At 68.7% G+C, this 19,918-nt stretch carries 26 protein-coding genes and 1 riboswitch; of the genes, 9 read left to right on the top strand and 17 right to left on the bottom strand.

From position 1 onward, the window contains the following. Positions 1-10 precede the first annotated feature (10 nt). Genes AB0M24_RS06360 through AB0M24_RS06345 form a run of 4 tightly spaced genes read left to right on the top strand, consistent with a single transcriptional unit; the run spans position 11 to position 1,844 of the window. A complete protein-coding gene (locus AB0M24_RS06360; RefSeq protein ID WP_363761779.1) occupies positions 11-388 on the top strand; it encodes a DUF3224 domain-containing protein in 378 nt (125 codons plus the stop codon). A 2-nt stretch (positions 389-390) separates the two neighbouring features. Continuing rightward, complete coding sequence (locus AB0M24_RS06355) at positions 391-1,050, top strand: maleylpyruvate isomerase family mycothiol-dependent enzyme (RefSeq protein WP_363761777.1); 660 nt, start codon at positions 391-393, stop codon at positions 1,048-1,050. Continuing rightward, a complete protein-coding gene (locus tag AB0M24_RS06350; RefSeq protein ID WP_363761775.1) occupies positions 1,043-1,648 on the top strand; it encodes a class I SAM-dependent methyltransferase in 606 nt (201 codons plus the stop codon). Before AB0M24_RS06355 ends, AB0M24_RS06350 begins: the two co-directional genes overlap by 8 nt. 13 nt (positions 1,649-1,661) lie before the next feature. Next, positions 1,662-1,844 (top strand): hypothetical protein, encoded by a 183-nt coding sequence (locus tag AB0M24_RS06345; protein ID WP_363761773.1) that lies wholly within the window; start codon positions 1,662-1,664, stop codon positions 1,842-1,844. Here the strand turns inward: AB0M24_RS06345 and AB0M24_RS06340 are convergent. From AB0M24_RS06340 to AB0M24_RS06295, 10 genes are all read right to left on the bottom strand, one after another. After that, positions 1,841-2,887 carry a hypothetical protein gene (locus AB0M24_RS06340; protein ID WP_363761771.1) on the bottom strand — a complete coding sequence of 349 codons (1,047 nt, stop codon included), beginning with the start codon at positions 2,885-2,887 and terminating at the stop codon, positions 1,841-1,843. The two genes, AB0M24_RS06345 and AB0M24_RS06340, sit on opposite strands and share 4 nt — an antisense overlap. 129 nt (positions 2,888-3,016) lie before the next feature. Beyond that, positions 3,017-5,908 carry an aminomethyl-transferring glycine dehydrogenase gene (gene gcvP / locus AB0M24_RS06335; protein WP_363761769.1) on the bottom strand — a complete coding sequence of 964 codons (2,892 nt, stop codon included), beginning with the start codon at positions 5,906-5,908 and terminating at the stop codon, positions 3,017-3,019. A 149-nt stretch (positions 5,909-6,057) separates the two neighbouring features. Then, a riboswitch (glycine riboswitch) is annotated at positions 6,058-6,154 on the bottom strand. A 56-nt stretch (positions 6,155-6,210) separates the two neighbouring features. Beyond that, positions 6,211-7,158, bottom strand: coding sequence for a Clp protease N-terminal domain-containing protein (locus tag AB0M24_RS06330; protein WP_363761767.1), 948 nt, complete (start codon positions 7,156-7,158; stop codon positions 6,211-6,213). Positions 7,159-7,237: 79 nt separating this feature from the next. Next, positions 7,238-7,804 carry a MerR family transcriptional regulator gene (locus AB0M24_RS06325; RefSeq protein ID WP_045314583.1) on the bottom strand — a complete coding sequence of 189 codons (567 nt, stop codon included), beginning with the start codon at positions 7,802-7,804 and terminating at the stop codon, positions 7,238-7,240. Positions 7,805-8,109: 305 nt separating this feature from the next. After that, positions 8,110-8,583 carry a bifunctional nuclease family protein gene (locus AB0M24_RS06320; RefSeq protein ID WP_030468959.1) on the bottom strand — a complete coding sequence of 158 codons (474 nt, stop codon included), beginning with the start codon at positions 8,581-8,583 and terminating at the stop codon, positions 8,110-8,112. A 125-nt stretch (positions 8,584-8,708) separates the two neighbouring features. Beyond that, positions 8,709-9,266: a MerR family transcriptional regulator gene (locus AB0M24_RS06315; RefSeq protein ID WP_363763010.1), complete on the bottom strand. Its 558-nt coding sequence runs from the start codon at positions 9,264-9,266 to the stop codon at positions 8,709-8,711. Between the two features lie 33 nt (positions 9,267-9,299). Then, positions 9,300-9,758 (bottom strand): glycogen accumulation regulator GarA, encoded by a 459-nt coding sequence (gene garA, locus AB0M24_RS06310; RefSeq protein ID WP_030476302.1) that lies wholly within the window; start codon positions 9,756-9,758, stop codon positions 9,300-9,302. Positions 9,759-9,871: 113 nt separating this feature from the next. Then, positions 9,872-10,255 carry a glycine cleavage system protein GcvH gene (gcvH, locus tag AB0M24_RS06305; protein ID WP_045314585.1) on the bottom strand — a complete coding sequence of 128 codons (384 nt, stop codon included), beginning with the start codon at positions 10,253-10,255 and terminating at the stop codon, positions 9,872-9,874. A gap of 42 nt (positions 10,256-10,297) precedes the next feature. Continuing rightward, positions 10,298-10,879: a CDP-alcohol phosphatidyltransferase family protein gene (locus tag AB0M24_RS06300; RefSeq protein ID WP_363761763.1), complete on the bottom strand. Its 582-nt coding sequence runs from the start codon at positions 10,877-10,879 to the stop codon at positions 10,298-10,300. 110 nt (positions 10,880-10,989) lie between these two features. Then, positions 10,990-11,193, bottom strand: a complete 204-nt coding sequence (locus tag AB0M24_RS06295; RefSeq protein WP_363761761.1) for a hypothetical protein — start codon at positions 11,191-11,193, stop codon at positions 10,990-10,992. A 253-nt stretch (positions 11,194-11,446) separates the two neighbouring features. Between AB0M24_RS06295 and AB0M24_RS06290 the strand changes: the two genes are divergently transcribed. Continuing rightward, positions 11,447-12,115 (top strand): ANTAR domain-containing protein, encoded by a 669-nt coding sequence (locus tag AB0M24_RS06290; RefSeq protein ID WP_363761759.1) that lies wholly within the window; start codon positions 11,447-11,449, stop codon positions 12,113-12,115. Between the two features lie 156 nt (positions 12,116-12,271). Further along, positions 12,272-12,625 (top strand): STAS domain-containing protein, encoded by a 354-nt coding sequence (locus AB0M24_RS06285; RefSeq protein ID WP_363761757.1) that lies wholly within the window; start codon positions 12,272-12,274, stop codon positions 12,623-12,625. Here AB0M24_RS06285 and AB0M24_RS06280 read toward each other — a convergent pair. Beyond that, entirely contained in the window at positions 12,622-13,284 is a 663-nt protein-coding gene (locus AB0M24_RS06280; RefSeq protein ID WP_363761755.1) for an ATP-binding protein, read from the bottom strand. The genes AB0M24_RS06285 and AB0M24_RS06280 overlap by 4 nt on opposite strands. Positions 13,285-13,415: 131 nt before the next feature. Between AB0M24_RS06280 and AB0M24_RS06275 the strand changes: the two genes are divergently transcribed. Both AB0M24_RS06275 and AB0M24_RS06270 read left to right on the top strand, forming a co-directional pair. Further along, positions 13,416-13,814, top strand: coding sequence for an ATP-binding protein (locus AB0M24_RS06275; RefSeq protein ID WP_363761753.1), 399 nt, complete (start codon positions 13,416-13,418; stop codon positions 13,812-13,814). Further along, a complete protein-coding gene (locus AB0M24_RS06270) occupies positions 13,811-14,596 on the top strand; it encodes a SigB/SigF/SigG family RNA polymerase sigma factor (protein ID WP_363761751.1) in 786 nt (261 codons plus the stop codon). The genes AB0M24_RS06275 and AB0M24_RS06270 overlap by 4 nt, the downstream gene beginning before the upstream one ends. 2 nt (positions 14,597-14,598) lie before the next feature. On the opposite strand, the gene AB0M24_RS06265 is transcribed toward AB0M24_RS06270, so the two are convergent. Together AB0M24_RS06265 and argS are read right to left on the bottom strand one after the other, a co-directional pair. After that, positions 14,599-14,898 (bottom strand): WhiB family transcriptional regulator, encoded by a 300-nt coding sequence (locus tag AB0M24_RS06265; protein WP_363761749.1) that lies wholly within the window; start codon positions 14,896-14,898, stop codon positions 14,599-14,601. A 70-nt stretch (positions 14,899-14,968) separates the two neighbouring features. Next, on the bottom strand, positions 14,969-16,702 hold the full coding sequence (argS, locus tag AB0M24_RS06260; protein ID WP_363761747.1) for an arginine--tRNA ligase: 1,734 nt from the start codon (positions 16,700-16,702) through the stop codon (positions 14,969-14,971). 178 nt (positions 16,703-16,880) lie between these two features. Here argS and AB0M24_RS06255 point away from each other — a divergent pair, with 178 nt between their 5' ends. Next, positions 16,881-17,735, top strand: a complete 855-nt coding sequence (locus tag AB0M24_RS06255) for an NAD(P)H-binding protein (RefSeq protein WP_363761745.1) — start codon at positions 16,881-16,883, stop codon at positions 17,733-17,735. Here the strand turns inward: AB0M24_RS06255 and AB0M24_RS06250 are convergent. The 4 genes from AB0M24_RS06250 to AB0M24_RS06235 all read right to left on the bottom strand — a co-directional run bounded on the left by AB0M24_RS06250 (position 17,683) and on the right by AB0M24_RS06235 (position 19,903). Continuing rightward, positions 17,683-18,360 carry a M50 family metallopeptidase gene (locus AB0M24_RS06250; RefSeq protein WP_363761743.1) on the bottom strand — a complete coding sequence of 226 codons (678 nt, stop codon included), beginning with the start codon at positions 18,358-18,360 and terminating at the stop codon, positions 17,683-17,685. The genes AB0M24_RS06255 and AB0M24_RS06250 overlap by 53 nt on opposite strands. Before the next feature lie 85 nt (positions 18,361-18,445). Beyond that, on the bottom strand, positions 18,446-19,057 hold the full coding sequence (locus AB0M24_RS06245; protein ID WP_363761741.1) for a DUF4383 domain-containing protein: 612 nt from the start codon (positions 19,055-19,057) through the stop codon (positions 18,446-18,448). Between the two features lie 36 nt (positions 19,058-19,093). After that, positions 19,094-19,396, bottom strand: coding sequence for a hypothetical protein (locus AB0M24_RS06240; protein WP_363761739.1), 303 nt, complete (start codon positions 19,394-19,396; stop codon positions 19,094-19,096). A 75-nt stretch (positions 19,397-19,471) separates the two neighbouring features. Then, positions 19,472-19,903 carry a hypothetical protein gene (locus tag AB0M24_RS06235; RefSeq protein ID WP_363761737.1) on the bottom strand — a complete coding sequence of 144 codons (432 nt, stop codon included), beginning with the start codon at positions 19,901-19,903 and terminating at the stop codon, positions 19,472-19,474. Positions 19,904-19,918: the final 15 nt, after the last annotated feature.

Genomic DNA, 19,918 nt, shown 5'->3' with positions numbered 1-19,918 from the left:
AGTGGTCCGCATGAAGGCAACCGGAACCATCGAAGTGAAGAGCTGGGACGAGAAGACGTGGGACGGCCGGTCCTACAAAGAGGTCGAGGGCCGCAAGCTCACCGAGGCGCACGTCCAGTTCGCCTACGCGGGTGACGTCACCGGCATCGGCAGCTGCCGGTACCTCATGTCCTACGGCGACGACGTGGCGTGGACGACCGCGCTGGAGGAGATCGTCGCCGACGGGGGAACGCTGGTGCTGCGGCACGTCGGCGCCTACCGGACCGGCGTCGAGGCCGTGATCGAGATTCTCGACGGCACCGGCGTGTACGCGGGCGCGAAAGGTGCGGCGACGGTCGACTGGGCGGAGGATGGCAGCGGCACCTACACCCTGGAGTACGAGGTCTGAAGATGACCAACGCCCCCATCTACGACGCGACCAGACAGCGGATCACCGAACTGGTGAAGGGCCGGGATCCGCAGACGCCCGTGGCGGCGACCCCGGGCTGGTCGGTCAAGGATGTCGTGGCGCACCTGGCCGGCGGTCTGCGTGATTTCGTGGACCGCCGGTTCGACGGCGTCGAGTCGGGTGAGTGGGGCGAACGGCAGGTGCGCGACCGCCGCGACAACTCTCTTGAGGACGCCTTCGCCGAGTGGGACGCCAACAGGGAGTTGGCGGAACCGTTGTTCGACACGCCCATGGGGTCCGTGCTGATCGCGGAGGTGGTGCAGCACGAGCACGATCTCCGCGCGGCGCTGCACGTTCCCGGTGATCGTGAGTCGCTGGCCGTGCGGGCCGCGCTCACGAAGCCGTTGCAGCAACTGGATCAGCGGATGCGGGACAACGAGGTGCCGGCGCTGCGGATCACGCTGGAGCACGGGGATCGGGTGCTCGGGCACGGCGAGCCGGAGGGGACGCTCAGGACCACGTCGTTCGAGCTGATGCGGGCCATTGGCGGGCGGCGGTCGGTGGACCAGATCAAAGCGCTGGACTGGGACGGGGATCCGGACACGTGGATCGCGGCGCTGGCGTTGTTCGGACGGCACCGGCCGGAGCCGTTCAGTGAGTGACTGGCTCACCGACACAAGGCACTCGTACGACACCGTCGCCGTCAGCTATGCCGACTACACGCGCACGCTCCTGGACGAACTGCCTTATGTGCGTGCGGCTCTGCGGTTGTTCGCGGAGATGGTGCGCGGGCCGGTCGCGGACGTCGGGTGCGGGCCGGGTGAGGTCGCGGCCCGCCTGCGCGACCTCGGCGTGGACGTCTTCGGCGTCGACCTCTCCCCCGCGATGATCGAGCTGGCCCGCCGGAACCACCCCGGGATCCGGTTCGAGGTCGGGTCGATGACGGAACCGCTCGGCACCGCGGTGGCCGGGATCCTCGCGTGGTGGTCGTTGATCCACATCCCGGACGACGACGTGCCCACCGTCCTCGGACACTTCCGGGAGGCGCTCGAACCGGGCGGACTGCTGATGGTCGGCTTCCACGTCGGCGACGAGACGCGGCTGAAGACCCAGGGGTACGGCGGGCATCCGATGAAGGTCCACGTGCACCTGCGGCGGCCGGAGCGGGTGGCGAGGTGGCTCGAAGCGGCCGGGTTCACCGTCGAGGCGCAGTGGCTGCTGGGCACGGACGGGGCCGTCCTCTTCGCCCGGCGCGGGTGAGACGATCTGCGCCGTGTCAGATGAACAGACCTGTCAGCGTTGCGGGGAACAAGTCGAGCTGGAGCGCGAGGACTTCGAGCTGTTCGAGCGCATGCACCCCGACTGCTTCCACTTCGCGTTCGAGCACGACCTGAACCAGCCCGGCCTGAGCGTCGACGAGGACTGCGGCGACCCCGCCTGCCCTGCCGGCGCCTAGCCGATCACCCGGTGTTCGACGAGAGCCGCCATCGCCTCCACCACCGGCACGCGGTCCTGTACCGCGAGATCCGCCAGACCCGGTGCTGACTGGAGCATCAGGCGCAGGGTGGAGGCGGCGAGAGGGGTCTGGGACTGCCACGCCCGGAACTCGGCGAGCGGGATCTCCCACAGGCGGGCGGCGTCGGAGAGGCGGCCGTCGAGCAGAGCGCGCGCACCGGAGCCGATGGACGGCCAGCGGTGCAGTTCCACCACAAGCTGCGCCGGGGTCATCGCCTGGAGCTCGTCGCATCGCGAGAACGGGTGCTCAGGGGCATCCAGCCGGTCCCAGGCGATCGACGGCCTGGTGCCCTGGGTGAAGTTGATGGCCAGGTCCGTCGCCTCGGACAGGTGGGCCGCGTGCCTGTTGAACGACGACCGGTCGTGGAACGGCACCTCCTCCCACAGCACGCCCAGCCTGCTCTCCACGGGTGGGTGACCGACACCGCGCACGAACAGCGACTTCTCGGCGTTGTGCACAGCCGTGACGGCGACGAGTGCTCCGAGCGGCACGAGAAGAGGCTCGCCGACGGCCAGCACGGCCTGGTAGGCGAGGCGGTCGGCCGGGCCCTTGAGGTGGTGGGCCAGCTCGTGGGCGATGACGAACCGCAGGCTGTGCGTGGCCAGCAGATCCGCCACGTCCTCCTGGAACGGTTCCAGCGGGAGAGGCAGGGTTTCCACGCTGCCGGACAAGCGTGCGACACGGGCCGTGTAGCGCAACGTCGCCGCCAGCAGGGCGATGTCGAACGGGCGGCGCCTCCGCAGACGCCGGAAGAACGACGGAGGCCGGGCAACGGCGACCGCCAGGTGCCGGCTGTAGATCGCGATGACGGCCAGCACGGCGTCCGAGATCTCGATCCGCGCCGACCCGTCCGGGTAGCTCGTCGAACTGGCCGGCACCGTGTCGCCGGACGCGAGCTCGACCGACCGCAGCCGGGTGCGGTCGTGGCCCGCCGAGACCATCGCCTCGACGACCGAGTCCTTGATCTCGTGAGCGGTCCCCACAGATGTTCGCACGTTCGATCAGATCGGAAGTTGATCAGATTGCGTTACGAACTTCCCTTGCACCACAACGTTTCCACCCGACACCGAACGGGGCGCACCCAGGTGGGCGCGCCCCGTTCGGACCAGAGATCAGCTGCCGTACGCGGAGAGCGGCGGGCAGGAGCAGACCAGGTTGCGGTCGCCCTTCGCACCGTCGATGCGGCGGACCGGCGGCCAGATCTTCGGAGCACCGGTACCGGCCGGGTAGACGGCTTCCTCGCGGGTGTACGGGTGGTTCCACTCGCCGACGGTCACGCAGGCCGCGGTGTGCGGGGCGTTGCGCAGCGGGTTGTCCTCGACGGGCCACTCGCCCGCACCGACGCGGTCGATCTCGCGCTTGATCGCGATCATGGCGTCGATGAACCTGTCGATCTCGGCCAGGTCCTCGGACTCGGTCGGCTCGACCATCAGCGTGCCCGCGACGGGGAACGACATCGTCGGGGCGTGCAGGCCGTAGTCCGCGAGGCGCTTGGCCACGTCGTCGACCGTCACGCCGGTCGCCTTGGTGATCGGGCGCAGGTCGAGGATGCACTCGTGGGCCACGAAGCCGCCCTCACCCGTGTAGAGCACCGGGTAGTGCTCGTCCAGGCGACGGGCCACGTAGTTGGCAGCGGCCACGGCGGTCAGGGTCGCGCGGCGCAGGCCGTCGCCGCCCATCATGCGCACGTACGCCCACGAGATCGGCAGGATCGACGCGGAACCCCAAGGGGCAGCGGAGATCGGGCCGACACCGGTCGCGGGGCCCGCGGTCGGCTGCAGCGGGTGGTTCGGCAGGAACGGGGCGAGGTGGGACTTCACGCCGATCGGGCCGACGCCGGGGCCACCGCCGCCGTGCGGGATGCAGAACGTCTTGTGCAGGTTCAGGTGCGAGACGTCCGAACCGAACTTGCCGTAGCGCGCCAGGCCGATCAACGCGTTGAGGTTCGCGCCGTCGACGTACACCTGGCCGCCAGCGTCGTGGACCAGGCCGCAGACCTCGCGCACCGTGTCCTCGTACACGCCGTGGGTCGACGGGTAGGTGATCATGATCGCGGCGAGGTCGTCGGCGTGCTCCTGCACGGTCTCGCGCAGGTGACCCATGTCGATGTTGCCCTTGTCGTCGCACTTCACGACGACGACGCGCATGCCGGCCATGACGGCGGACGCGGCGTTGGTGCCGTGCGCGGACGACGGGATCAGACACACGTCGCGGTCGGCGTTGCCATTCGCGCGGTGGTAGGCGCGGATCGCGAGCAGACCCGCGAACTCACCCTGCGAACCGGCGTTGGGCTGCAAGGACACCGCGTCGTAGCCGGTGACCTCGGCGAGCCACGCTTCCAGGTCCGACACGATCTTCAGCAGACCCTTGGCGTCCTCGACGGGCGCGAACGGGTGCAGCGTCGAGAACTCCGGCCAGGTGATGGACTCCATCTCCGCGGTCGCGTTCAGCTTCATCGTGCAGGAACCGAGCGGGATCATGCTGCGGTCGAGCGCGACGTCCTTGTCCGACAACGCACGCAGGTAGCGCAGCAGCGCGGTCTCGGAGCGGTGCGCGTGGAAGACCGGGTGGGTCAGGTAGTCGGACGTGCGGCGCAGGTCGGCCGGGATGCCGTCCGCGGTGTCGGCGTCGATGGCGTCCACATCGGACCCCGTCACGCCGAACGCTTCCCACACCGCGATGACGTGTGCGCGCGTCGTCTTCTCGTCGCAAGCGATTGCCACGACGTCGGCGTCGACCTGACGCAGGTTGATGCCGGCCGCGCGAGCCTTCTCGACCACCGCGGCGGCCTGGCCCTCGACGCGCACCTGGACGGTGTCGAAGAACTCGCCGTGCACGACGTCCAGCCCGGCCTCGCACAGGCCCGTGGCGAGCACGGTGGCGAAGCGGTGCACGCGGGTCGCGATCGCCCGCAGACCCTCGGGACCGTGGTACACCGCGTACATCGACGCGATCACCGCGAGCAGCACCTGCGCGGTGCAGATGTTCGACGTGGCCTTCTCGCGGCGGATGTGCTGCTCGCGCGTCTGCAAGGCCAGGCGGTAGGCGAGCGAGCCGTCGGAGTCGACCGAGACACCCACCAGACGGCCGGGCAGCTGACGCTCCAACCCGGAACGGACGGCCATGTACCCGGCGTGCGGGCCACCGAAGCCGATCGGCACACCGAAGCGCTGCGTGGTGCCGACGACGACGTCCGCACCGATCTCGCCCGGCGCGCGCAACAACGTCAACGCCAGCAGGTCCGCGACGACGACCGCCTGCGCACCGGCGTTGTGGATCTCCTCGATCAGGTCCTTCTGGTCACGCACCACACCGGACGCACCGGGGTACGAGAGCAGCACGCCGAAGAAGTCGCCGCCCAGGCCGAGGCCCTCGATGCCCTGCGACAGGTCCGCGACGACGATCTCGATGCCCAGCGGCTCGGCGCGCGTCTCGATCACGGCCAGCGTCTGCGGCAGCGTGTCGGCGTCGATGACGAACTTGTTGGACTTCGAACGCCCGCCGCGGCGCACCAGCGTCATCGCCTCGGCGGCGGCGGTCGACTCGTCCAGCATGGACGCGTTGGCCACCGGCAGGCCGGTCAGGTCGCCGACCATGGTCTGGAAGTTCAGCAGCGCCTCAAGACGGCCCTGCGAGATCTCCGGCTGGTACGGCGTGTAGGCCGTGTACCAGGCCGGGCTTTCCAGCACGTTGCGCAGGATCACGCCGGGCGTGACGGTGTCGTAGTAGCCGAGACCGATCATCTGCGTCATCGGGCGGTTCTGCGACGCGAGCTCGCGCAGCTCCGCGAGCGCCTCGGTCTCCGTCGCCGGCACCGGCAGGTCGAGCACGAGGTCGCGCTCGTGAATGGACGAAGGCACCGCGTGCTGCGCCAGCTCCTCCAGCGATCCGACGCCGATGACGTCGAGGATGCGCGCGAGTTCGGCCGGGCGCGGACCGACGTGGCGGTCGGCGAACGGGGTGCCGTGCTCGAGAGCGGCGAGCGGAATGCGGTCCTGCGTCATCAAACGCCTCCGGGGGCTGCGGGCACACGTGTCCTGGTGCCCTCCCCGCTCTGTCCGTACCCATCATGGGCGCCTGAGAGGTTCACCCCGGCGCGAACCAGGGCTTTCACCGTCGGCGGGATCTCGAAAGATCCACTTTCCAGAGGCGTCTCGCTCGGGCGGTCCTGGATGCCTGAGAGGTTCCCGGGGAGGGACTTGCTCCTTCGGCGCCGGGCTCTGTGACCCGGTCTCTCCCGCCTGAGTTCAGCGACTACCCGCGAAGAATACCCGCAGGCAGCCCAGGTAGTCGCTAGGGACGCGACCTACGTCTCAACAGCGAGACCTCGCAGCACCCTGCCGACCGGGTCGAGCAGGTCGTCGCGCACCGCCACCAGCAGGTGCGAGGTGCCCACCACGGCGTCCCCGCGCTTGGCCGCGACGAGCTTCGCGCCCTCGACGAACCGGTCGATCCCGGCGCCGGTCGCGGCAGGCAACGTCGCCGGATCCACGCCGGCCGCCCGCAGCGCCGCCGCGCCACCGGAGGAGAACTCCGGCCGCAACCGCCGCCTGGAGACGGTCAGCTGGTGGTCGACAGTCAACACCGCCGCCACCAGGTCCGCGGCGGTTTCCTGACGCCCGGCGGCCACCGCCAGCCTCTTCGCCTCCATGCGCACGACGTTCAGCACCGGTCCGCCTGTGCTTCGGCGGCGCATGATCAACCGAGTCAGCCACCGCATGCTGCCGCTCCCGGACTCGCCTTCCAACGCCCCTGCCTGGCGCAGCAACCACACCGCCGACGCGTCTTCCGGTTCCGCGGCCTTCCGCACGGCCTCGATCGTCGCCTCGACGTCCACGCGCAGAGCGCCGAAGAGGTCGGCAGCGCGTCCGGACTCGAGCGACAGCAACGCCACCGAGAGATGGGTCGTGGTCAGCGCACCGTCGCCCGCCTCGGCGATCGCCGCCCGCAGACACCCGTCCAGCGCACGGCTCACCGGCAGGACGGGCTCGACATGGGTGTGGTGGTGGGCTGTGCGCATCAGCGCGGTGACGTCCGGACCGGACTCGACGGCGAAACCGTCGTCGCCGGCCCAGCCTCCGACCATCGCCTGGGCCCGTACCGACTTCACGCCCAGCCTGCGGCCGCGGCCGATCGAGTCCGCCAGGGCGATCAGCAGGTGCTCGGTGCCGACGACACCGGACTCCGGTCGCGACGCCTGCCGCACCGCGTCGGCCAGCACCTTCAGAACCTGCCAGGAGGGTGTGCAGCTCATGCGCTCGACGCTAGGGAGCACTCCCCGTCCAGCGCGTCTGCCGACCGGCCATTGAGGACGGCCAGTCGGCCATGATCTTTCAGCCGGTCGCGCGCTCGCGACGCCGGCGGGTCAGCTCGTCCTCCGTCATGGGAGCGATCTCCACGCCGTCCGCGCGCTCGGCGGGGAACTCGTGGATCGTCCCGGAGATCTCCCGCATGGCACCGGAAACCGCGATGCCGAACACGCCCTGACCGCCCTGCAGCAGATCCACGACCTCTTCCGGCGAGGTGCACTCGTAGACGGTCGTGCCGTCCGAGAAGAGCGTGATCTTCGCCAGGTCCTGCACGCCGCGGCGGCGCAGGTGGTCGACCGCGACCCTGATGTTCTGCAGGGACACCCCGGTGTCGAGCAGTCGCTTCACGACCTTCAGGACCAGGATGTCCTTGAAGGAGTACAACCGCTGACTCCCGGACCCGTGAGCCATCCGCACCGTCGGAGCGACGAGTCCGGTCCTGGCCCAGTAGTCGAGCTGCCGGTACGTGATGCCCGCGATCTGACACGCCGCGGGACCCCGGTAGCCGACGAGTTCGTCCGGCAGCGAGGAGTCCGGGAACAGCTCACCCTGCTGCCCGGATTCGGCCCGCACGGGCGCTTCCTCGACCACGCCTGCCTCCCCTCGGAACGGCCACGAAACTCATGGCCGTCAAGCCGCTACGTCAGCTCGCGCAAACCAGCGACGTCCACTCGAGTTCGACGGTAAGACCGGTCAGAGGGCAGGTCAACGCGACGCGCGGGGAGTGTCGACCCTCAACCTCAAGTAGAGAGTCATGTCGTCACCCGAACCAGGACGTTCAGGTGACGTTTAGTGATCGTTTAGCGGGCAAATCGAGCGGAAAGTAGCCCAAAAGAGCGACACGCGACTGTGGTACGTCGGTTCCAAACGAGACAGACAGCGACACCGAGCAAAACTCAGGTGTCCGCGCCCCGGAAGTCCTCCGGCGAGACCGAGTCGAGGAACTCGCGGAACTTCTCGACCTCGTCCTCCTGCTCGTCGGGGATGATCAGGCCGGCCTCGGCCAGCACCGACTCCTCGGCGTGGATCGGTACGCCGACGCGCAACGCCAGCGCCACCGAGTCCGAGGGCCGCGCGGAGACCCGCACGTCGCCGTCGAACACGAGCTCGGCGAAGAAGGTGCCCTCCTGCAGGTCGGTGATCCGCACCTGTTCGAGGTTTCGGCCCAACGCGCCGATGACGTCCTTCAGCAGGTCGTGTGTGAGAGGCCGGGCGGGACGAACACCCTGTTGTTCGAGCGCGATGGCCGTGGCTTCGACGGAGCCGATCCAGATCGGCAGGTACCGCTCGCCCTCGGTTTCGCGCAGAAGAAGGATCGGCTGGTTCTGGGGCAGCTCCACCCGCACGCCGACGACACGCATCTCGCTCATCGGGCCTCGCCTCCCTCTATGTCGTTCGGGAGTACCCGGATTCACACCCGAGCATCCCCCGGCGTACGTGTTCGACGCTACCCGCCAAGCGGGCCGTGTGCTCAATTGTTGCGGGCCGATCGTGATCAAGACGACTGACGCAAGCCCGCTCTTACCAACAACGTGTGCAACGACGTGAAGAGATCAGCCAATTCCCGAACTGTCTCGGGATCTGAGAAGGACTTCAGCAGAACGACCTCGTGGTCCGCCGCAGCGCGAACCGCGCGCAGGTGTTCGCGCTCGACGCCGAGTCCGGTCATCGTCCGGATCGTGCGGAGCGCGGTGATGTCGTCGGCGGTGAAACGGCCCGCGGGGCCGGGGCGCAGCAGACCGTCGCGTTCCAGCTGGGACAGCTGTTCGACGCTGAAACCGGTCTGGGCCAGCAGATCGGCGCGTGACACCGAAGTGGAGTCCACCGGGACCGTGTCGAGCTGTTCGCGGATCACCTTGAGCGGCAGGTATCTGTCGCGTTGTGCGGACAGCACGAAACGCAACCTCTCGACGTCCGCCGTGGAGAACTGGCGGTAGCCGGAGGCCGTGCGTGCCGGGCGGACCAGCCCCTCCGCTTCCAGGAAGCGGATCTTGGAGATGGTGACCTCGGGGAACTCGGGGCGGAGCTGCGAGAGCACCGCCCCGATGCTCAGTCCCCCACGTTGTGGCCGCCCGGCCGTCACGCGTCAGGCTCCCGCGGAGCCAGGACCCGTCAGGAAGACGAGGCGGAACTTGCCGATCTGGACCTCGTCGCCGTTCGCGAGGACGGCCTGGTCGACCGGCTCGCGGTTGACGTAGGTGCCGTTGAGGCTGCCGACGTCGATGACGACGAACTCGCCGCTCTCCCTGCGGAACTCGGCGTGGCGGCGCGAGACCGTCACGTCGTCCAGGAAGATGTCGCTGTCGGGGTGGCGCCCTGCGCTCGTCGTGTCGCGGTCCAGCAGGAACCGGGACCCGGCGTTCGGGCCGCGCTTCACCACGAGCAGCGCGGAACCGGCGGGAAGTGCGTCAACACCGGCAACTGCCGGCTCCTGGGCGGGCGCCTCGGCGCCGCCCTCCATCTCCTGGAGGAAGTCCGCCCGGAAGACGGAGGTCCGCTCCGGGGACTGCTCCGGCGGAACGCCTGGGCCGTCGTTCGTGCTCACCTGAGCTCTCCTCCTGCTGCTGGATCCGTCACTTCCGGTAAAACCTATCGCGTTCGGGTCGCCAGCCTCAGCGCGGCTCCCCTTCCGGCCGAAGAGACGGCGAAAGATCGACGTCACTCCTTCTCCACCAACGCCTTGTAACCATCAGCGTCCAGCAGGCCTTCCAGCGCGTCCGCGTCGTTCAGGCGGATCTCCACCATCCAGCCCTCGCCGTACGGGTCGGTGTTCACCGAGTCGGGTGCCTGCACCAACGCGTCGTTGATGGCGACGACCTCACCGTCGAGCGGCGAGTAGAGGTCGGACACGCTCTTGGTGGACTCGACCTCGCCGAACGTGTCGCCCGCGGAGACGGTGTGGCCGACCTCGGGCAGCTGGACGAAGACGACGTCACCGAGCTGTTCCTGGGCGTAGTCGGTGATGCCGACGCGCACGGTGTTCTCGCCCGTGCTGGCGACCCACTCGTGTTCCTCGGTGTAGCGAAGCTCCTCGGGAATCAACTGACTGCGCTCCTCGTGCTGAACCTGTATGGGGTGATCTTTTCACGCGGCCTTTTCGGGAGTGACCCGCAGGGCCGAGAAGAACTGGTAGACGTACAGCAGCGCCGACCACAGGTAGAGCGCTCCGCCCCAGGCCGTGAAGGCGTAGGCGAACGGCTGGGCGATCTGCGCCCACGTCGAGTCGCCCTGCGCGAGCAGCAGCAGGGGGAACGCGTACAGCAGGTTGAAGGTCGCGGCCTTGCCCAGGTAGGTGACCTCGAACGGGCCCCAGCCCCGTTGCCGCAGGATCAGCAGGCAGATGCCGACGACGACCTCTCGCCCCACGAGCACGAGGGCGATCCACAGCGGAACGATGTCCCTGATCACGAACGCCAGCAGCGTGCAGAACACGTAGAGGCGGTCCGCGGCGGGATCGAGCAGCGCGCCGAGGTTGCTCATCTGGTCGAGCCAGCGCGCGAGCTTGCCGTCCAGCCAGTCGGAGAGACCCGCGAAGACGAGGACGAGCAGCGCCCAGCCGTCCGCGCGGGGTCCGAGCAACAGGTACAGGAAGAGCGGAACACCGGCCAGCCGCAACACGCTGAGCAGGTTCGGAATCGTCAGCAGGCGATCAGCCGGATCACGCACACCCGCACTCTAAACGAGTGACTGCGCACTGGCTGCCGGATGGCGTCACGGCTCGCGGTGCGGCTGGTTGCGGGATTCGTGCGGAGCGTTCGTTTCTTACAGGTTAAAGATCACGCTGTCTGGGTGAGCGACCATCCGCGGCGCTGCATCTCGGCACCGGAGATGGCGTGCGGGCGGCCCCGGTCGTCCCGGCCGACCCAGCGCGCGCGAAGACCCTCGAGCACGTACGCGTGGCCCCTGCTCCACACAACGCTGCAAGGCGTGGTGGGCAGTTCCTCGACCTCGTGTGGCTGGGTCTCCATGGCGGTTCTCATTTCAGTCCCTCCGTGACATCAGGGATGTCGTGAACCGGGGCTCCGGCGTTATCCCTGAGAACGAATTCTGGCGGACTGTGGTTCAGAACACGTGTCCTGTTTGGGTCCTAAGCGTTAACTGGATCAAACGGCGCGCCGAGCTGTTCGGACCCGAAGCTCGGCGGATGGCTGGTTGGTTGTCTACGCAACCGTTCGTCGTACGCCGATGACCGCACAACGTTTGCGACATATCGGCCTGGCCTAACCTCACCCCGTGGACCAGGTGAAATTCGGACCAGAGCTCATTTCCCGGTTGATGGACCACCTCTGCGCGCAGCTCGACGGGTGCGAGGGCGTGGGCCTGTGCGTGTGGCCGGACGGCAAGCTGTTGCGGGCCGTCGGCATCGCGGTCGAGCTGGACGCGGAGCAGCTGACGACCGGCGTGGGACCGCTCGTCGACGCCTCCCGCGACGAACGGCAGGTGTCCGGTCAGGTCGCCGGCACGCACGTCGTGGCGGTGCCCGGCAGCTGGGGCGACAGCGGGCCGGTCGTGCTGACCGTCTACCTCGACCACCCGCCGGGCGTCGAGGACCTCAAGGCGATCGAGGAGATCGAACCGCTCGTCGCGACCGCCGCCTCGGTCGTCGAGTTCTGCGCGGGCGAGGTGCTGCGCGCCGACCAGATGGTGCGGATGGTGCAGCACCGGCGCTACATCGAGCAGGCGAAGGGGTTGGTGATGGGGGCGCGGCCGTGCGCGCCCGGCGAGGCGTTCGAACTGCTGGTGCGGGCGAGCCAGCACGCCAACGTGAAGCTGCGGGACGTGGCGACGGCGTTGGTGCTGGTGGTGGGCAACGAGCTGGAGGACAGCGCGGAGGAGGTCGTCGAGCCGCCGAGACCCGCTTTCGACGTCGCCAGACGACTTTGGCAGGCCCTGAAAAACTGACGCCGCGCGTTTGAGCCACCCTCGCGTTGGGTATGGAGTGCTCGACCTGTCCTGTTGCGCGGCTGCTCCCGTACGGTGAAGCCGCAGCGGTTGAGCCAGCAGCCGCGACGGGGCCGCTGCAGTGGCGGCTCCCTGGGTGCGAGAGGGAGAACATCAGTGACTGTGCAGGACCCGCAGACCATCGCACTGACCGCCAGCCAGCCGGCGGCCGGTGTCACGGTGCTCGCCGTGTCCGGCGAGGTCGACATGGTGTCCGCGCCCGCGTTGCGCGACGCCTTGGTGACCGGCCTGGCGGACGGCGGCACCTTCGTGGTCGACATGAAGGGTGTGACGTTCCTCGGTTCCGCCGGCCTGGCGGTGCTGGTGGAGGCCGCCCGGCTGGCTCCGCAGCACTCCGCGGCTCTCAAGGTCGTGGCCACGGCACGGGCCGTGACGCGGCCTCTGGAGGCCACGGGGCTTGGTGAGGTGTTCAGCGTGCACGAGTCCGTGGACGCTGCTCTCAGCGCTTAGCGCAGGCGAACTGTGAGGCGGTTTCCCGCCGCCTCCAGGGCGTCGGCGACGGCTTCGAGCGCGTGCTGGACGCCTGACCTGTCCTCGCCGATCCGGGTGAGGTCGACGGTCAGCGGCACCGCTCCGCCGCGCGCCGCGGTGGTGAGGATGCGCCGCAGTGACGGCCCGGCCGCCTCGGGGACGTTGCCCCGGACGACGGCGACGACGCCGGAGGAGGTCTCGTGCACTTCGCAGTGGGGCGTCACCTGCGGTTCGAACGCCAGGGGCTGCCGAGCCCGGCGCAGACGCACCGTCGTGCCGCTCGCCGAGCGGTCGATCACGACCTCGTCCACGCTTTCCCGCATGAGCAGAAGTCCTCTGCCGCGCGTGGTGAGCGCGGGCGGCGGGACGCGCCACTGGCCGTGGTCGCGGATCTCGACGCCGACCGAGCCGTCCTCCGCGATCCGCGCGCGCACCTCGACGGTGCCGCTCGCGGGGGCGGTGTAGGCGTGCTCCACGGAGTTGTTGACCGCCTCGCTGACCGCGAGAACGAGGTCGCCGGCCTCGTCGTCGCCGAACCCGCTGCCCCGCAGCCACTCGCGCAGCTGGTGCCGCACCGGCGCCACTGCGCGCGGGTCTGCGGGAAAGCGGAGGGCCAGGGAGTCTTCTCGCACCAGCACGACGCTCCTCCCCTGGGTTGCCTCTGCCAGGTGACTTCCCAGGGTGCTCCGGCACTACACGTGTAAGACGGGATCGATTCGGGTACGGCACGAACATGCCGGCCTTCAGCAGAACGGACTACGAGGTGGGTGTGACGCAATTGTCAGGGGTCGAACTCAGGATGGCCGCGGATCCCACGCAGCTGTCCATCGTCCGCGCCGTCGCGGCGGACATCGCGATGCGGCAGGACTTCGACCTCGACTCGATCGAGGACCTGAAGCTCGCCGTCGACGAGACCTGCTCGACGTTGATCACGTTGGCGGCTCAGGACGCCGTGCTCAGCTGTCACTTCGCGGTGGACGCCGCGGGGGCGGTGCGCGTGGCCGCCCGAGTCGTCGCCAAGTCGGCCTCCGGGCCGGACGAGGGCAGCTTCGGGTGGCGCGTGCTGACCGCGCTCGTCGACTCCGTGGAGACCAGAGTCGAGGAGACCGAAGGGTTCGTGGTCCACATCGACCTCGTGAAGTCGTCGGCAGGGGCGGTGGATGCGTGACCGGGTCGGAAGAGACGACCAAGACCAGGTCCGGCGGTGACTACGACCACCTGGCCCCGCTGTTCGCGGAGCTGGCGGTGACCCCGTCCGGACCTGCTCGGGAGACGCTGCGGGACAGACTCGTCACCGAGCACCTCCCGGTGGCGCAGCACATCGCCCGCCGCTTCGGCCACCGCGGCGAACCGCACGAGGACCTGGTGCAGGTGGCGACGGTCGGCCTGATCAACGCGGTCGACCGCTTCGACCCGGACCGCGGCAGCGATTTTCTTTCTTTTGCGGTGCCGACGATCATGGGCGAGGTCCGGAAGTACTTCCGCGACTCCAGCTGGTCCGTCCGCATGCCCAGGCGCCTGAAAGAGCTGCACCTGGCGATCAACGCGGGCACCTCGCGGCTGTCGCAGACCCTGGGCCGCGCGCCGACGCCCTCGGAGCTCGCCGAGCACCTGGGACTGTCGCGGGACGAGATCCACGAAGGACTCGCGGCCGGAAACGCTTACCAGAGCGCGTCTTTGGACGACATGCTGATGTCGGAGGACTCGTCGATCTCCCTGGGATCGACCATCGGCGAGGAAGACCCCGAGATCGAGATGATCGAGCAGCGGGAGGCGCTGCACCCGTTGCTGGAGAAGCTGCCCGAGCGCGAACGCAAGATCGTGATCATGCGGTTCTTCGGCAACATGACGCAGACGCAGATCGCGCAGAAGGTCGGGATCTCGCAGATGCACGTCTCGCGGTTGCTCGCGAAGACGTTGCGGCAACTGCGAGACGTGCTGGAGGAGTGAGCTCAGCTCGCAACGCGGACGCGGCGCCGGGCAGCAGCGATGATCTGGCGCCGCTCGTCCTCGCCCATGCCACCCCACACTCCGTACGGTTCCTGGGCGTCGAGGGCGTGCTCGCGGCACTGCGCCAGCACCGGGCAGTGCGCGCAGATCGCCTTCGCCTTCTCCTCCCGCGCGGCACGGGCGTAGCCGCGTTCGTTGTCGGGGTGGAAGAAGACGGCGCTGTTCTGGCCGCGGCACAGCCCTTCCATCTGCCAGTCCCACACGTCGGTGACCGGCTTGGGCAGACGGGTCGTGCAGGTCATCGCGACTCCCTTGGGTGGGCGGAAGAGTTGCGATCACTGCGTACCCGTGGTCTGACCAGCGGTAAACCTTCTACAACCTTTCGGGTGCCCCGATGCCCAGCAGGGACAGACCCAGCGTGAGCACCCGCGACGTGAGCGTGAGCAGGTGCAGCCGCGAGTCCTGCAGCTCCTGCGACTCCGCCGTGGCCACCGGGCAGTGGTTGTAGAAGGTCGAGAAGGCCGTGGCCGTCTCGAACAGGTAGTTCGTGAGCTTGTGGGGCGCGAGCTCGTCCACGGCCGCCTGGATGGCCGTGGGCAGCTGCAACAACTTCAGCGCCAGATCCCGCTCAGCCTGCTCCTGCAACACGAGAGGGGCGTTCTCCGGGGCCGTGCGCCCGACCTTGCGTCCGATGGAGAGGATCCGCGCGTTCGCGTACTGGATGTAGACCGACGTGTCGCCGGTCGTGGCCAGCATCTTCTCCCACGTGAAGACGTAGTCCTTCTCCCGGTCGTTCGAGAGGTCCGCGTACTTCACCGCGCCCAGCCCGATCGTCCTGGCGAGCGCGTCCTTCTCCGCACCCTCCACTTCGGACGACTCGGGCATCACCTTGTACGAGTTCTCCACGGCCTCGGTCAGCAGCTCGATCAGCTTGATCGTGCCGCCCGCGCGCGTCCGAATCGTCTTGCCGTCAGCCCCGAGAATCGTGCCGAACCCCGTGTGCACGGCCGTGTGCGCGTCGTCGAGCCACCCGGCCTGCTTGGAGGTCGCGAAAATCATCTGGAAGTGCTGCGCCTGCGGGTTGCCGACGACGTAGATCAGCTCGTCGACCTTCCGCTCCCGCACCCAGTACCGCACCGTCGCGAAGTCCGTGGTGGCGTACCCGTACCCACCGTCGCTCTTGCGCACGATCAACGGCAGCCGGTCGCCCTCGCGGTTCTGGAACCCGGGCGGGAACACGCACAGCGCGCCGTCGCTGGTCTCGACGAGCCCCTTCTGCTGCAGCTCGGTGATCGTGTCCGCCAGGTACGGGTTGTAGAAGCTCTCGCCGTAGTTGTCCTCAGCCGACAGCCCGATCCCCAGCAACGCGTAGATCTGGTTGAAGTGCCGCTGCGACTCCCCCACCAGCTCGTGCCACAACTTCAGGGTCGCCTCGTCGCCCCCTTGCAGCAGCACCACCCGCCGCCGAGCCCGATCCGCGAACCCGGGCTCGTTGTCGAACTTCTGCCGCGCCTGCTGGTAGAACGCGTTCAGGTCACTGATCTCGTGATCAGCCCCGTGCCCCTCGTCCGTCAGGTGCTCGATCAGCATCCCGAACGGCGTCCCCCAGTCACCAAGGTGGTTGTGCGGGATCACCTCGTGCCCCGCGAACGTCAGCAACCGGCAGAACGCATCGCCGATGATGGTCGACCGCAGATGGCCGACGTGCATCTCCTTGGCCACGTTGGGGCTGCTGTAGTCGATCGCGATCCGCCGAGGCTCCTCGGTCTTGGGCACGCCGAGCCGCTCATCCCCCAGCAGCCCGGCCGCCTGAACCTCCAGCCACTCCTTCTTCAACCTCAAGTTGATGAAGCCGGGCCCGGCGATCTCCGGCGCCTCGATCGCGTCCGCGGCATCCAGGTGCTCCACGATCAACACAGCCACCTCGCGAGGGTTCTTCCCCACCTTCTTCGCAAGGCTCATGGCCACGTTGCACTGGTAGTCCACACCGTCTCGGTTGGACGGTCGGATCAGCGCTTCCTCGGCAGTGATGTCCACGTCCAGCGCCGACCGCAACGCAGCCGCAACCCGCTGGCCCAGCTCGAGCCCGACATCTCCACGCAGCACTGAACCCACCTCTCACCGCAACTTGATCCCCCGAGTATTTCACCCAACGCCAAACCGGTTACGACCACGCCCGCTCGAACAGGCGTTCGAGATCGCTGTGACGCCGCTCACGTGCTGTCACATCAGGGCAGCAGGTGACATCTCGTGGGCATCGACGCCTGACGAGGGGACGACCGTCATGATTCTGATCACCGGAGCCAACGGCGTGGTGGGACGGCAGGTGATGAAACTGCTGTCCCAGGAGGGCAGGGCCTTCACGCCTGTCGGTCGCGCCCAGGGCGACCTGTTCAGTCCACAGTGGATCGAGCCCGTGCTGGAGGGGGTGGAGGCGATCCAGCTCAGTCCGCGGGCCACCGGCCCCGGTCTGGAGGAGCTGCTGCGGCTCGCCGTGAAGCGGGGCGTGCGGCGCGCGGTGCTGCTGTCTGCCACCACTGTCGAGCACCCGGCGGGCGAACCGCGCTTCGCCGCCGAGTTCCGGCGAGCCGAGGACCTCGTCGTGCGCTCCGGTCTGGAGTGGACGGTCCTGCGCCTGGCCGACTTCGCCGCCAACGCGCTGGCGTGGGCACCGCAGGTCAAGGCGGGTGACGTGGTCCGCGGCGCCTACGCGAAGGCGGCCACGTCGCCGATCCACGAGACCGACATCGCGGAGGTGACCGTTCAGGCGCTCGTGAGCGGTGCGCACGCCGGAGCGGTCCACACGCTGACCGGGCCGCACTCGCTGGACCAGCACGAGAAGGTGCGCCTCATCGGCGCCGCCCTCGGCAGGACCCTGGCGTTCCAGGAACTTCCTCCCGAACAGGTGCGGCAGGCCATGCTCGCGCAGGGACTGCCGGAGGAAGTGCCCGCCCGCCTGCTCGGTTCACTGGCCGACTACGCCGAGCGGCCCGGCCCCACCACGAGCACCGCGGCGGACCTGCTGGGCCGCCCCGCGCTCACCTTCGCCGACTGGGCTCGCGAGCACGCCCCGGCCTTCCAGCACGTCACCAGCGGCCCAGCAGCAGCGCCCCACCACCGACCAGCGCCGCGCCGCTGACCACCCCGAACAACGTCACCCAGCCCAGCGCGGGCACCCCGGTCAACCAGGCCAGCTGATCGGCGTCCGACCGAGGTGCCTGCCTGCGCCACCTCTTGACCTGCAGTTCCCACACCGGCCGCACGCCGCCGAACAGCAGGAACCAGGCGAACACGTACGCGGCGGTGTCCCGGACCTCGGCGGAGGCGTAGAAGGACACGAAGAAGAACACGCCGCCCGTGATGATGATCGAGAGCACGCCGAACACGTTGCGGATCATGATCAGCATCGCGGCGAGGAACCCGATGCTGATCCACAACATCAGCTGGATCTGCTCGTTGGTGATCAGCACGGCCGCCCCGAACCCGAGCAGCGACGGCGCGATGTACCCGGCCAGCGCGGTGAGGACCATCCCCGGCCCGCGGGGCTTGCCACGGGAAACCGTGAGTCCACTGGTGTCGGAGTGCAGCTTGATGCCGCTGAGACGGCGCCCGGTGAGCACCGCGAGCAAGGCGTGCCCGCCCTCGTGGGCGATGGTGATCACGTTGCGGGTGACCCGCCAGATCCCGTGCAACGCCACGGCCAGGAACGCGGCCAGCGCGGTACCCCAGGTGATCACGACCTCATGAGTCAGCTCCGGAAGCATCGCAACATCGAAACAGACACGCCGTGAGAGCCGCATGTGGGCTCTCACGGCGTGCCGGTGCCGGACAGGGGGACTATCCGGGGACTCAGTGCTTGATCTTGTCCGTGCTCATCCGCTCGGTCTTCGGGTCGACCACGGCCTGCTCCTGCGTGATCGGCTCGTGCTGCCGGACCGTCGGATCCATCTCCTCGATGCGCGGCGAGTCGTGCTCGTCGCGGAAGGCCGCCGACCGCTGTTCGGGCAGCACCGGCTCCTCCTCCTCGATCAACCGCCGCCGTGCCGGCAGCACCGCGAGCAGCAGACCGAACAACGCCAGCCCGAGGTGCAGCCAGTTGTCGTTCGTGTTGAGCGCCAACGGGTTCCCGAACTCGGAAGCCGGGTTCTGGGCGAGCACGCCGGTGATCATCAGGCCCCACACGAACACAGCGCCGTACCCGAGGAACAACAGCCACCCGTACAACCGGGCGAGACCGGACCCGAGAGCCAGCACCAACCCGAGCACGCCGACAGCCACGTGCACCAGGTTGTGCAGCGGGTTGACGGCGAACCCGAGCACGAACGAGTGAGTGGACCAGTCGCCCACCCCGGTTCGGGTGAAGCCCACGACGCCGAACACGATGAACGCGATGCCGGCCAGCGCGGCCAGCACCTGCACCGGTTGCAGACCGGCGACCTTGACAGTGACGCGGTGGGTCATGACGCCCTCCAGGCTCCGTACGTGTCGCCAGGACGGCTACCCCACCTCGACCTCCGTCAAACCGTTGAGCGACACGTCGGGCATGCCAGTGCGCACCACGACGACGTTGCGCTTGCCGATGTGCACCACGCGGGCGCGGGCCGGGTTGACCAGGACGGTGGTCTCGGCGTTCTGGTCGTTGTAGACGCGGACCTCGACCTGCGTGCCGCGTGCGGCGGCGTTGCGCAGGGCCGCGGACAGGGTGTCCAGGTTCCACGGCTTGACCAGGCGGAACTGGAACTCGTCGACGTGCAGCACGGCCCAGAGCTCGAGGTTGGTAGGTGGATCGGTCGGATTCATGGGCGAACTCCCCCTCAAGAAGCAAACGGTGGGCTCCGGGACGCCGCGCCCACCGCTCGGCGCCCCGGAATTCTGTTACGGCAGTTGGGTCACGACGTACGAGACCCGGTAGAACGCACCGGCACCCGCCACGTCCTTCTCGACGGAGGCCGTCCGGCACGGCACGCGGAACGTGCCGATCGTGGTGTCCACCACCGGGTCGTCCTCGACGACGGACACGACGACGAAGCCGCCGGGCGCGATGAACTCCGTGATCTGGTCGGCGTTCCCGAGCTCTGTGGCCTCTCTCGTCTGACCTTCGGTGAAGGTGCGCGTCCCGGTTCTCTCGTCACCGACTCTCAGGTAGATCTCGTCTGTGGGCGTCTCCTGCAGGTCCAGCGCCCGCACCTCGGTGAGGCGCAGCTCGCACCCTCCGGCCATGGCCGTCTGGGCGTGCGACGTTCCCGCGAGGCCGGCGGTGATTCCACCGGCGAGAGACAACACGGCCGCGACGCGCTTGAGGTTCATCTCGTTCTCCTAAAG

This window comes from Lentzea sp. NPDC051838, from assembly GCF_040681245.1.
GTDB lineage: Bacteria > Actinomycetota > Actinomycetes > Mycobacteriales > Pseudonocardiaceae > Lentzea.
This window is presented reverse-complemented; position numbering and strand designations above follow the sequence as displayed.

Excerpts from the sequence above, each read along its gene's own strand:
- AB0M24_RS06355 (WP_363761777.1), top strand. The coding sequence starts at position 391 with ATGACCAACGCCCCCATCTACGACGCGACCAGACAGCGGATCACCGAA.
- AB0M24_RS06320 (WP_030468959.1), bottom strand. The coding sequence starts at position 8,583 with ATGAGCGAGATGCGTGTCGTCGGCGTGCGGGTGGAGCTGCCCCAGAAC.
- AB0M24_RS06255 (WP_363761745.1), top strand. The coding sequence starts at position 16,881 with ATGATTCTGATCACCGGAGCCAACGGCGTGGTGGGACGGCAGGTGATG.
- AB0M24_RS06330 (WP_363761767.1), bottom strand. The coding sequence starts at position 7,158 with ATGAGCTGCACACCCTCCTGGCAGGTTCTGAAGGTGCTGGCCGACGCG.
- AB0M24_RS06245 (WP_363761741.1), bottom strand. The coding sequence starts at position 19,057 with ATGACCCACCGCGTCACTGTCAAGGTCGCCGGTCTGCAACCGGTGCAG.
- AB0M24_RS06235 (WP_363761737.1), bottom strand. The coding sequence starts at position 19,903 with ATGAACCTCAAGCGCGTCGCGGCCGTGTTGTCTCTCGCCGGTGGAATC.
- AB0M24_RS06295 (WP_363761761.1), bottom strand. The coding sequence starts at position 11,193 with ATGAGAACCGCCATGGAGACCCAGCCACACGAGGTCGAGGAACTGCCC.
- AB0M24_RS06360 (WP_363761779.1), top strand. The coding sequence starts at position 11 with ATGAAGGCAACCGGAACCATCGAAGTGAAGAGCTGGGACGAGAAGACG.
- AB0M24_RS06240 (WP_363761739.1), bottom strand. The coding sequence starts at position 19,396 with ATGAATCCGACCGATCCACCTACCAACCTCGAGCTCTGGGCCGTGCTG.
- AB0M24_RS06250 (WP_363761743.1), bottom strand. The coding sequence starts at position 18,360 with ATGCTTCCGGAGCTGACTCATGAGGTCGTGATCACCTGGGGTACCGCG.
- gcvP (WP_363761769.1), bottom strand. The coding sequence starts at position 5,908 with ATGACGCAGGACCGCATTCCGCTCGCCGCTCTCGAGCACGGCACCCCG.
- AB0M24_RS06265 (WP_363761749.1), bottom strand. The coding sequence starts at position 14,898 with ATGACCTGCACGACCCGTCTGCCCAAGCCGGTCACCGACGTGTGGGAC.